At 53.9% G+C, this 11,575-nt stretch carries 14 protein-coding genes; 1 reads left to right on the top strand and 13 read right to left on the bottom strand.

Features of this window, described 5'->3' with window-relative positions; all coding sequences use genetic code 11:
- Window positions 1-10: 10 nt before the first annotated feature.
- From holB to yceD, 12 genes are all read right to left on the bottom strand, one after another.
- On the bottom strand, window positions 11-1,015 hold the full coding sequence (gene holB, locus NQ842_RS15515) for a DNA polymerase III subunit delta' (protein WP_014831452.1): 1,005 nt from the start codon (window positions 1,013-1,015) through the stop codon (window positions 11-13).
- Window positions 1,012-1,653 carry a dTMP kinase gene (gene tmk, locus NQ842_RS15520; RefSeq protein ID WP_014831451.1) on the bottom strand — a complete coding sequence of 214 codons (642 nt, stop codon included), beginning with the start codon at window positions 1,651-1,653 and terminating at the stop codon, window positions 1,012-1,014. Before tmk ends, holB begins: the two co-directional genes overlap by 4 nt.
- Window positions 1,643-2,665 carry a cell division protein YceG gene (gene yceG, locus NQ842_RS15525; RefSeq protein ID WP_046888579.1) on the bottom strand — a complete coding sequence of 341 codons (1,023 nt, stop codon included), beginning with the start codon at window positions 2,663-2,665 and terminating at the stop codon, window positions 1,643-1,645. The genes tmk and yceG overlap by 11 nt, the downstream gene beginning before the upstream one ends.
- A gap of 2 nt (window positions 2,666-2,667) precedes the next feature.
- Window positions 2,668-3,477: an aminodeoxychorismate lyase gene (gene pabC, locus NQ842_RS15530; RefSeq protein ID WP_014831449.1), complete on the bottom strand. Its 810-nt coding sequence runs from the start codon at window positions 3,475-3,477 to the stop codon at window positions 2,668-2,670.
- 121 nt (window positions 3,478-3,598) lie between these two features.
- Window positions 3,599-4,840, bottom strand: coding sequence for a beta-ketoacyl-ACP synthase II (gene fabF, locus NQ842_RS15535; RefSeq protein ID WP_014831448.1), 1,242 nt, complete (start codon window positions 4,838-4,840; stop codon window positions 3,599-3,601).
- Window positions 4,841-4,931: 91 nt separating this feature from the next.
- Window positions 4,932-5,168, bottom strand: a complete 237-nt coding sequence (gene acpP / locus NQ842_RS15540; protein WP_003857954.1) for an acyl carrier protein — start codon at window positions 5,166-5,168, stop codon at window positions 4,932-4,934.
- Between the two features lie 154 nt (window positions 5,169-5,322).
- Entirely contained in the window at window positions 5,323-6,057 is a 735-nt protein-coding gene (gene fabG, locus NQ842_RS15545) for a 3-oxoacyl-ACP reductase FabG (RefSeq protein ID WP_013097120.1), read from the bottom strand.
- 12 nt (window positions 6,058-6,069) lie between these two features.
- Window positions 6,070-6,999, bottom strand: coding sequence for an ACP S-malonyltransferase (gene fabD, locus NQ842_RS15550; protein WP_014831447.1), 930 nt, complete (start codon window positions 6,997-6,999; stop codon window positions 6,070-6,072).
- A 15-nt stretch (window positions 7,000-7,014) separates the two neighbouring features.
- A complete protein-coding gene (locus NQ842_RS15555) occupies window positions 7,015-7,968 on the bottom strand; it encodes a beta-ketoacyl-ACP synthase III (protein WP_014831446.1) in 954 nt (317 codons plus the stop codon).
- A gap of 6 nt (window positions 7,969-7,974) precedes the next feature.
- A complete protein-coding gene (plsX, locus tag NQ842_RS15560) occupies window positions 7,975-9,009 on the bottom strand; it encodes a phosphate acyltransferase PlsX (RefSeq protein ID WP_063411321.1) in 1,035 nt (344 codons plus the stop codon).
- 80 nt (window positions 9,010-9,089) lie between these two features.
- Window positions 9,090-9,263: a 50S ribosomal protein L32 gene (rpmF, locus tag NQ842_RS15565; protein ID WP_003857964.1), complete on the bottom strand. Its 174-nt coding sequence runs from the start codon at window positions 9,261-9,263 to the stop codon at window positions 9,090-9,092.
- Window positions 9,264-9,279: 16 nt separating this feature from the next.
- Window positions 9,280-9,801 (bottom strand): 23S rRNA accumulation protein YceD, encoded by a 522-nt coding sequence (gene yceD / locus NQ842_RS15570; protein ID WP_013097124.1) that lies wholly within the window; start codon window positions 9,799-9,801, stop codon window positions 9,280-9,282.
- Between the two features lie 140 nt (window positions 9,802-9,941).
- Here yceD and NQ842_RS15575 point away from each other — a divergent pair, with 140 nt between their 5' ends.
- Window positions 9,942-10,526, top strand: coding sequence for a nucleoside triphosphate pyrophosphatase (locus NQ842_RS15575; RefSeq protein WP_047362211.1), 585 nt, complete (start codon window positions 9,942-9,944; stop codon window positions 10,524-10,526).
- An 82-nt stretch (window positions 10,527-10,608) separates the two neighbouring features.
- Here NQ842_RS15575 and rluC read toward each other — a convergent pair whose 3' ends face one another.
- Complete coding sequence (gene rluC, locus NQ842_RS15580) at window positions 10,609-11,556, bottom strand: 23S rRNA pseudouridine(955/2504/2580) synthase RluC (RefSeq protein WP_014831443.1); 948 nt, start codon at window positions 11,554-11,556, stop codon at window positions 10,609-10,611.
- Between the last annotated feature and the right edge of the window lie 19 nt (window positions 11,557-11,575).

The following is an 11,575-nucleotide window of genomic DNA, read 5'->3' on the forward strand; positions in this document are numbered from 1 at the left end:
AATGTCTCTCTCAGAGATGGGAAACAGGCGGTGTAACGCCTGGTTGCAGGTAATGTTCGATACGCAATAACTGGTCGGTCAGCACAAGCTCGCGATTGAGACCGGTTACTGTCAAAAGCTGTTCACGGCTCTGGCAAACATCGTGCAGAATTGCGCGCAACGTGGCGCCTGACAGGCGATTCGCCAGAGTATTCACCAGCGGCCAGACATCGGGATTGGTCAGTAGCGTGGCCCCCTGCTGGATCTTGAGCGCATCAAGAAGTAACGCGGCCAGCCAGTGCAGACGCCCGGCAACCTGATCGCTGTTGAGTGCAGGCAACACACTCAGCCAGTCGCGGCTCTCCAGCGCCGATTCTACAGCGCGGCACAGTGCTTCCCGTTGCGACCAGACATCAGGCTGCAGCAGTGCCAGCGCGGCGGCGGGTGCGCCACTGCTGAGACGCAGCGCGGACAACGCGCTATCCGGTGACGTTGTCACCTCTCGTTCCAGCCAGCTCAGCGCCCACGATTCCTGCGGGATCGCAAGGTGATGAAGTCGACAACGACTGCGTAGCGTCGGCAATAATCGTCCCGGATCGCGGCATGACAGGAAGAACCACGTTTTTTCCGGTGGCTCCTCCAGGGTCTTAAGCAGCGCGTTCGCCGCCGCCTCGGTCAGTAGCGCGGCGTCTTTCAGCCAGACGACTTTTGCGCCGCCCAGTCGCGCGTGTTCGTATAATTTTTCACTCACTTCACGCACGGCATCAATACCGAGCGCGCTTTTGCCCTTTTCAGGCTCCAGCGTGTAGTAGTCAGGATGAGTGCCTGCCTGCATCAGCTGGCAGCCACGGCATTTACCGCAGCTTTTATGCCCTTCTGGCTGCTGGCACATCAAAAAACGGGTGATGGCGTAGATCAACGCATCTTCACCCATGCCTGGCAATGCCTGAATCAGTAACGCATGATGCCCCCGTCCGGCCTGATAGCTGGAAATCAGCTGTTCAAAGTGCGGGCGCAACCATGGGTACCATTTCATGCCTGTTGCTCCTGTAGCCATTGTTTGACCGTTTCCTCAATGGAACGGGTCACTTCTTCCAGGGACTGGGTCGCATCGATTGTACGAATGGAATGGTCCTGACTGGCGAGTTCAAGATAACGCGCGCGGGTGCGATTAAAGAAGTCGAGCGACTCTTGCTCAATACGATCCAGCTCACCGCGAGCGCGCGCACGTTTCAGGCCCACTTCCGGCGTCACATCCAGATAGAGCGTCAGATCGGGACGAAAATCGCCCAATACCGCGTCGCGCAGCGTTGCCAGCATCGTCTGGTCAATACCTCGTCCCCCGCCCTGATACGCCTGAGTCGACAGATCGTGACGGTCGCCAATGACCCACTTGCCGGCGGCCAGGGCCGGTTTGATGACCGTTTCAACCAGCTGCACGCGCGCGGCATAGAACATCAGCACTTCGGCTTTGTCAGTGATAACTTCGTCGCCCACGGATTTGATATCCAGCACCAGGCTGCGCAGCTTTTCAGCCAGCTGCGTACCGCCCGGCTCACGGGTAAACACCATGTCCGCAACGCCAAGCGCTTTTAGCGTATCGATCACCACGTTGCGGGCTGTGGTTTTACCGGCGCCTTCGAGTCCCTCAATGACAATGTATTTACTGCGCATTTTTTTCCTTAAGTGCCTTCAGATAGTCCTGAACAGAGCGATTATGGCTGGCAAGGTTGGTGTTAAAGGTATGCCCCCCTTTTCCATCAGCCACAAAGTAGAGATACGGTGTTTTTGCCGGATGCGCGGCCGCCTTAAGCGAGGCTTCGCTCGGCGTGGCAATCGGGCCTGGCGGCAGACCGCTAATAACGTAGGTATTATACGCCGTCGGCGTCTCCAGATCTTTTCGTGAGATCTTGCCGCTGTAGCTCTCACCCATTCCGTAGATCACGGTAGGGTCAGTTTGCAGACGCATGCCAATGCGCAGTCGGTTGATAAAGACCGACGCGACCTGGTCGCGCTCTGAAGCCACCGCGGTCTCCTTCTCGATAATTGAGGCCATGGTGACAAACTGGTTTTGGTCTTTATACGGCAGGCCATCGGCGCGTCCGTCCCATGCAGCCTCCACCGCCGCGACCATTTTTTTGTGCGCACGCTTCAGGATCGCCACATCGGTTGTTCCCGCCGTATACATCCAGGTGTCCGGCCAGAACCAGCCCTCAACCCACTCCGGATGTTCAAATTCCAGTACCTCGGCAACCGTCTGGTAACTATCATCTTTTAGCGTATGCTTAATATACGGTGCGTCACGCAGCTGTTTAAGGTAATCACTCAGACGCATACCTTCAACAAAACGCAGCGGGAACTGCGCTTCTTTGCCGCTTTCCAGCAGCTGCAGCATCTCTCTGACGGTCATGCCAGGCGTAAAACGATAGGTGCCGGCTTTGAAATGAGACAGATCAGGTTCAATACGCAATAACCACTGGAACACACGTGGGCGATTGATGATTTTGTCGCGGTAAAGCTGTTCTCCAAGCGCCTGTCGCCCGGTTCCCGCTTTCAGGGTAAATATCGTTTCGTCCTTAATCAGGATCTTACTGTCCGCCAGCTGACGAACTTTCCACACTCCTGCACCGCCAGCGACACCCAGCGCAACGATAAGGAGGAGGACAAAGCGTAACATTTTCTTCATGACTATCTGGTTTGCTCACATATCGGGGCTAAAAACTCAAACAGCTCGCGCGATGGCAAGCAAAATTGACCATAGGCGCGGACAGGTATAACCGGCATCAGTGCGTTGCAAATAACGATTTCATCTGCTGCCTGCAACGCCTCTTCGCGTGCGTTAACTTCGACAACGTAAAAGTCAGAGCGTGCCAGCTGCTGCAAACAAAACTGACGCATAATACCGTTGACTCCCGCCTGTTCCAGCGAAGGCGTGAAAACCGTCTTGCCCTGCCGCCAGAATAAATTAGCCGCACAGCATTCCGTAATGAACCCTTCGCTGTCAAGAACCAGCGCTTCATCGGCTGCCGTCTGCTCAAGATGAGTACGGATTAGCACCTGCTCAAGACGATTGAGATGTTTTATCCCTGCAAGCATAGGGTTTCTTCCCAGTCGTACCGGGCTGAGCGTCAGGGTAACGCCCTCGTCGCGCCAGCGTGGATAATGGGCAGGATACGCAGAAACTGACAGGATCCGGGTGGGATGCTGGCAACTGGCGCCGCTGTAACCGCGTCCACCGCTGCCGCGACTGATAATTGCTTTGAGTACCCCATTGCGTTTTCCAGACGCAAGCTGGCGCATTTCCTGGCGCAATGTGTCCCATTGCGTAAAAGGGATCAGTAACGTCTCGCAGGCTGTTTGCAGACGGCGTATATGCGCGTCCAGCAGACATACGTCACCATCCACAATGCGCGCGGTGGTAAAGCAACCATCACCAAACTGAGTCGCCCTGTCGCTGGCAGGCAGAGAATCTTGCTCAAGGCCATTGATTAAAAACATGGTGGCTCCTTATGCGTGGGCGTTTAGTCTGGCAGGATGTCATGCAGCCGACAAGAAGATTAGCCTTAATAAAAAAGGCCCGACAAGCGGACCTTTTTTCACAGCCATAGGGTACGCAGATTCAGATCTTTTTGAAGATCAGAGAACCGTTAGTACCGCCGAAGCCGAAGGAGTTACACAGGGTGTACTCCATTCCACTCACCTGGCGCGCTTCGTGAGGAACGAAGTCCAGATCGCAACCGTCATCCGGATTATCCAGGTTGATGGTTGGCGGAACAGCCTGGTCGCGCAGCGCAAGAATAGAGTAAATAGACTCTACTGCCCCCGCCGCACCCAACAGGTGACCGGTCATGGATTTTGTGGAGCTGACCAGTACGCGGCTGGCAGATTCGCCGAAGATAGACTTCACAGCCTGAGCTTCTGCTTTATCGCCCGCAGGGGTAGAGGTACCGTGCGCGTTAACGTATCCGATTTGCGCAGGAGTGATACCCGCATCGCGAATCGCGTTTTCCATGGCCAGCGCAGCGCCTGCGCCATTTTCCGGCGGTGACGTCATGTGATAGGCATCGCTACTCATACCAAAGCCAACGACTTCAGCATAAATTTTCGCACCACGTTTTTTCGCATGTTCGTACTCTTCCAGAACGAGCATACCCGCACCATCACCCAGCACGAAACCGTCACGGTCTTTATCCCACGGACGGCTTGCCGCCTGAGGATTATCGTTGCGGGTAGACAGAGCACGCGCAGCACCAAAGCCACCCACGCCAAGCGGGGTACTGGCTTTTTCAGCACCGCCCGCCACCATAGCATCTGCATCGCCGTACGCAATGATACGCGCGGCCTGGCCGATGTTATGCACGCCAGAGGTACATGCAGTCGCGATAGAAATGCTTGGCCCACGCAGACCGAACATGATGGTCAGGTGACCCGCCACCATATTAACAATCGTGGACGGAACGAAGAACGGGCTGATTTTACGCGGTCCGCCATTCATCAGAGATGTATGGTTTTCCTCAATCAGGCCAAGACCGCCAATCCCGGAGCCGATAGCGGCACCGATACGGCTTGCGTTCTCTTCCGTAATTTCAAGGCCAGAATCCTGCATGGCCTGAACGCCAGCGACAATTCCATATTGAATGAAGGCATCCATCTTGCGCTGTTCTTTACGCGAGATGATCTCTTCACAGTTAAAATCCTTTACTAAGCCAGCAAATTTCGTTGCATAGGCGCTAGTATCGAAATGGTCGATTAGGCTGATGCCGCTCTGACCGGCAAGGAGAGCTTTCCAGGTGGACTCTACGGTATTGCCGACAGGAGACAACATGCCAAGTCCGGTCACAACTACACGACGCTTAGACACGTTTGTCCTCCAGGGAGGGATAAAAAAAGAGATTCGTGGGACTAAAAAAGATAAAACTCAGGCGGTCGAATGACCGCCTGGAGATGTTCACTTACGCCTGGTGGCCGTTGATGTAATCAATGGCAGCCTGAACGGTGGTGATCTTCTCAGCTTCTTCGTCCGGAATCTCAGTATCAAACTCTTCTTCCAGAGCCATTACCAGCTCAACGGTGTCAAGAGAATCTGCGCCCAGGTCTTCAACGAAGGAAGCGGAGTTCACAACTTCTTCCTGCTTAACGCCCAGCTGTTCGCCGATAATTTTCTTAACGCGTTCTTCGATAGTGCTCATACTCTTAAATTTCCTATCAAAACTCGCTTTCGCGATGGTTTTCGTAGTGTATAAAATGTTGAAAAATTTGCAACTAAATCCCGGCAGGTCTTACCACGATTTTACGTTATTTTGAGGCCAATCCCCCCAATAACGCAAATATTTTCGATCGTGATTAAACCATATACATCCCGCCGTTGACGTGGAGGGTCTCACCAGTGATGTAACCCGCTTCGTCAGAGGCTAAAAATGCAACCGCGCTGGCAATTTCTTTAGGGTCGCCTAAGCGGCCCGCTGGAACAGCTGCCAGCGTACCCGCACGCTGCTCATCAGTCAGCGCACGCGTCATGTCCGTTTCAATAAAGCCCGGAGCAACAACGTTTACAGTAATACCGCGGGACGCGACTTCACGCGCCAGCGACTTACTGAAACCAATCAGACCTGCTTTCGCCGCAGCGTAGTTAGCCTGACCAGCATTTCCCATGGTACCAACCACAGAACCGACAGTGATAATACGACCATGACGCTTTTTCATCATAGCGCGCATTACCGCTTTTGACAGACGGAATACAGATGACAGGTTGGTTTCGATAATATCGTTCCACTCGTCGTCTTTCATTCGCATCAACAGGTTATCGCGAGTGATCCCGGCATTATTGACCAGAATATCCACTTCGCCAAACTCTGCGCGAATATTTTCCAGAACAGATTCGATAGATGCAGGCTCAGTCACATTCAGTACCAGACCTTTACCGTTCGCACCCAGATAGTCGCTGATGGCCTTCGCGCCATTCTCGCTGGTTGCTGTACCAATCACTTTCGCGCCGCGCGCGGCCAGTGTTTCAGCAATGGCGCGCCCGATACCGCGGCTAGCGCCAGTGACCAGGGCAATTTTTCCTTCAAAACTCATGGTATTCCTCTTTTATTGCGAGAGTGCCGCTTCAATAGCTTCCGGCTCGTTAATCGCCGAGGCAGTCAGGGTGTCAACAATACGTTTTGTCAGACCGGTCAGGACTTTCCCTGGGCCGACTTCGTACAGGTGCTCAACGCCCTGAGAGGCCATAAACTCAACGGTTTTGGTCCACTGTACCGGGCTATAGAGCTGGCGAACCAGCGCGTCACGGATAGCCTCCGGCGTAGTTTCACATTTCACATCGACGTTGTTCACAACGGAAATCGTCGGTGCGTTAAAGGTAATTTTTTCCAGTTCAACCGCCAGCTTGTCAGCAGCAGGTTTCATCAGCGCACAGTGGGACGGAACACTCACTGGCAGCGGCAGCGCACGTTTCGCGCCCGCGGCTTTACAGGCTGCACCTGCACGTTCAACCGCTTCTTTATGACCGGCGATAACCACCTGACCTGGCGAGTTGAAGTTAACCGGTGAAACCACCTGACCTTCTGCTGATTCTTCACACGCTTTTGCGATGGAAGCATCGTCGAGACCGATAATAGCAGACATGCCGCCCGTGCCTTCTGGCACCGCTTCCTGCATGAATTTACCACGCAGCTCTACCAGGCGTACCGCGTCAGCAAAGGCAATCACACCGGCACAGACCAGCGCAGAGTATTCACCCAGGCTATGGCCCGCGAGCAGGGCTGGCGCTTTACCGCCCTTCTGCTGCCAGACGCGCCACAGCGCAACGGAAGCGGTCAGCAGAGCAGGCTGAGTCTGCCAGGTTTTGTTCAGCTCTTCGGCCGGACCCTGTTGGGTCAGCGCCCATAAATCATAACCCAGTGCATCGGAAGCTTCACGGAAAGTCTCTTCGATTACCGGATAGTTTGCTGCCATTTCAGACAACATCCCAACGGTTTGAGAGCCCTGCCCCGGGAACACAAAAGCAAATTGCGTCATCTTTTAATCCTTATCCTAGAAACGAACCAGCGCGGAACCCCAGGTGAACCCGCCACCGAAGGCTTCAAGCAAGACCAACTGGCCCCGTTTGATTCGTCCGTCACGTACCGCTTCATCAAAGGCGCACGGTACTGACGCCGCAGAGGTATTGCCGTGGCGATCGAGCGTCACCACAACGTTATCCATCGACATGCCCAGCTTTTTCGCGGTCGCACTGATAATACGCAGGTTCGCCTGATGCGGCACCAGCCAGTCGAGTGCAGTGCGTTCAAGGTTATTGGCTTCCAGCGTTTCATCAACAATGTGTGCCAGCTCCGTCACTGCAACCTTAAACACCTCGTTACCTGCCATGGTCAGGTAGATAGAGTTGTCCGGATTCACACGGTCGGCGTTAGGCAGCGTCAGCAGTTCGCCATAGCTACCGTCAGCATGCAGATGCGTGGAGATGATGCCCGGCTCTTCAGACTGGCCCAGCAGTACGGCACCCGCACCATCACCAAAAATAATGATCGTTCCACGATCGGTTGGATCGCAGGTACGCGCCAGCACGTCAGCCCCGATCACCAGCGCATACTTCACCGCGCCGGATTTTACATACTGATCGGCAATGCTCAATGCATAGGTGAAACCTGCGCAGGCTGCGGCAACGTCAAACGCCGGGCAGCCTTTAATACCGAGCATATTCTGCACCTGGCACGCTGCGCTTGGGAAAGCATGTGTGGCAGATGTCGTGGCGACCACGATCAAACCAATCTGTTCTTTATCGATGCCCGCCATTTCGATAGCACGCTGTGCGGCTTCGTAACCCATGGTGGACACGGTTTCGTCTGGCGCGGCGATACGACGTTCACGGATACCTGTGCGCGTGACAATCCACTCGTCAGACGTATCTACCATTTTTTCCAGATCGGCGTTGGTTCGCACTTGTGTTGGCAGATAGCTGCCGGTACCAATAATCTTCGTATACATGTACGCTCAGTCACTTTTAGCTAATACAGATTCCAGGCGAGCGGCAATCCGCTGAGGGACTTGTCGCTGCACCGCCTGCACTGCCTGTTCAATGGCGACAGTAAATGCTCGCTGATTGGCGGCACCGTGACTCTTGATCACAATGCCGCGCAATCCTAACAGACAGGCGCCATTATACTGGTCGGGGTTGAGGTGACTGAATCGCCGCGTCAGGCTTTTTTGTAACCAACGCTTCAATAAAATCAGCCACCAGGCGCTTTTTTTACCTTCTCCCTGCGATTTGAGGAGAGAAAGGAACATTCGCACAACCCCTTCCATGGTCTTCAACGTCACGTTTCCAGTGAAGCCATCACACACCAGAACATCCGTTTTCCCCGTCAGCAACTCATTGGCTTCGAGATAACCAATATAGTTGATGGAGGGAACCTGTTTAAGCAATTCGGCAGCCTCACGAATGCTGTCCAGGCCTTTGGTCTCTTCTTCACCTATGTTCAGTAACGCAACACGGGGAGTGTTGATCCCGACCACTTCTTCTGCCAGCACCGACCCCATCACGGCAAACTGAGCCAGCATTGTACTATCACAATCGACGTTAGCGCCCAGATCGAGCACCACCGTTTTGCCCTTTTGCTGATGCGGGAGTACCGTCACCAGCGCCGGACGCTCAATGCCCTCAATAGGCTTGAGCAGTAATTTCGACAGCCCCATCAGCGCGCCGGTATTTCCCGCGCTGACGCAGGCCTGCGCACGTCCTTCTTTTACCAGCTCCAGTGCCATTCGCATAGAGCTGCCACGGCTATTGCGAATCGCCTGCGATGGCCGGGCATCACTGGCAATAACTGACTGCGCAGGAATAATCTGCAGACGCGAACGTTGTTCGAAGTCAGCTTTTGCAAGTAATGGCGTGATTGTGTCGGGATTGCCGACTAAAAGAAGTGTGAGTTGCGAATTAGAATTCAGTGCCTGCAATGCTGCAGGCACTGTCACGGAAGGCCCAAAATCTCCTCCCATGACATCTAACGCCAGGGTTAGACGTGTCAAGGTATCGTCGCAGCCTGGTTCGGTAAATTCCCCGTTTGCACGGGGAGTTCCTCACTAAGCCTAATCACGCAAACGCGTGATTACTTAGTGATAACCTTGCGGCCGCGGTAGAAACCGTCAGCAGTGATGTGGTGACGCAGGTGTTTCTCACCAGAAGTCTTGTCTACAGACAGGCTGGTAACTGCAGTCAGCGCGTCATGGGAACGACGCATGCCACGTTTGGAACGGGTTGGTTTATTCTGTTGTACGGCCATGGACCTTACTCCTCAATTACTTACGCTTTAAGCTGGCTAATACGGCAAATGGGTTTGGTTTTTGCGCTTCATCAGGCAGTTCCCCAAAGACCATGTCCGCCTCGGACACTTCACAGTGTTCAGAATCATGCACCGGAACCACTGGCAAGGTGAGGATGATTTCATCTTCAACCAGAGCCAGAAGATCGATTTCACCGAATTCGTTAACCTCAATCGGCTCATACGCTTCCGGGAGTGCCTCAGCCTGTTCGTCAGAACGAACCGGACTGAAACAATACGTTGTGTGAACATGCTGTGTGAACGGTTTCCCGCAACGCTGACATTCGAGCGTTACCGTCACCTTTGCATCACCGGTTAAAACGGCAAGGCGCTGGTTATCGATAGCGAACGACATGGAGCATTCCACATCACTGTCCACACTGACTACGGATTCGGCAATACGCTCAGCCTGATCGGAAGTATAGATACCTTCATAATCGAGGCGTTTTTGAGCCGTACGAACCGGATCAAGAGTCAGGGGTAATTTTACCTTTTGCATAGGGCGCGCATATTAACTTTGTAACGTCATATAGTCAAAGAAAAAGGCAACCAGGGCTGCCTTTTGCCAATTATTCGCACACATTGCGGCCTGTAGTTTAAAATGGCTGGCATCGATACGCTATATCTGGTGATAAAAATATGCCAAATCTCGTTCTCGCTTCCACGTCTCCCTACCGCCGAATATTGCTGGAAAAGCTCGGGATCCCGTTTGAGTGCGCCGCGCCGGACGTTGACGAGACGCCACAACCTGGCGAGTCACCGCGTCATCTAGTGACCCGTCTGGCGAAAGAAAAAGCCCAGTCGCTTGCCGCACGATACCCTTCGCATTTGATTATAGGCTCCGATCAGGTTTGTGTACTGGATGGCGTCATTACCGGTAAGCCGCACACCGAAGAGAACGCCTGTAAACAGCTTATGCAGGCGCGAGGTAATATTGTTACCTTCTATACCGGCCTCGCACTCTATAACTCCGCCGCGGGCCACCTGCAGACCGAATGCGAGCCGTTTGATGTCCATTTCCGGCACCTGAGTGAGCAAGAAATCATAGATTATGTGCGTCGTGAACGGCCGCTAAACTGTGCGGGCAGTTTTAAAAGTGAAGGTCTTGGGATTGCGCTGTTCGAAAAACTGGAGGGGCGTGATCCGAACACGCTGGTGGGCTTGCCGCTGATAGCGCTGTGCCAGATGTTAAGACGCGAAGCGTGTAATCCGCTGACGGCGTGACCGTTGCGGCCTGATGCCCTCTCCCACAGGCAGAGGGTGCAAACATTAAAAACGGCAACTTCGTTGCCGTTTAACGTTTACCTTAGCCGCGCAGAACTTTCAGGCAGCGTTTCAACTGCTCATCCAGCGGCGCTTCAATGCGTATAGTCTCGCCGGTATTCGGATGGGTAAACTTCAGCGCTGCCGCATGCAGGAACAGACGCGACAGCCCCGTCCCCGCCAGTTGCTTATCAAACTCCCTGTCGCCATAACGGTCGTCAAAAGCAATCGGATGGCCAGCAAACTGGGTATGCACGCGAATCTGGTGGGTACGGCCGGTAACCGGACTACAGCGCACCAGCGTGGCGAACTCATAACGCTCTTCCACTTTAAAGCGTGTCTCAGACGGTTTACCTTCCTGGCTCACACGGACGATTCGCTCACCGCTTTGCAAAATATTTTTCAGTAGCGGCGCCTGTACCACTTTAACGTGGGACTGCCACTGACCGCGCACCAGCGCCAGATAATCTTTCTGCATCCCTTTTTCACGCAACTGCTCGTGCAATGAGCGCAGGGCAGAACGTTTTTTGGCGACCAGCAGCACGCCAGAGGTGTCACGATCGAGACGGTGAACCAGTTCGAGGAAACGGGCTTCCGGGCGCAGCGCGCGCAGCCCTTCGATCACGCCGAAACTCAGACCGCTGCCACCGTGTACTGCCGTACCCGACGGTTTATTCAACACCAGGATGTAATCATCTTCATACAGGATCACATCACTCAGGGCGGCCACCTTCTGCAGCTTAGGCGACACGACCTCTTCTTCACGTTCGGCAACACGCACCGGTGGGATACGTACTTCGTCACCGGCTTCGAGCTTATACTCAGGCTTCACGCGTTTTTTGTTAACCCGCACCTCGCCCTTACGCAGGATGCGGTAAATCATGCTTTTTGGCACACCTTTCAGTTGGGTGCGCAAAAAGTTATCGATACGTTGCCCCGCTTCATCATCGGCGATAGCAACCATTTTTACGGCTGGAGTCTCTGTTTTCATGGTTGGCGATTCTAAATAT

It is taken from the genome of Enterobacter cloacae complex sp. R_G8, assembly GCF_024599795.1.
GTDB lineage: Bacteria > Pseudomonadota > Gammaproteobacteria > Enterobacterales > Enterobacteriaceae > Enterobacter > Enterobacter dissolvens.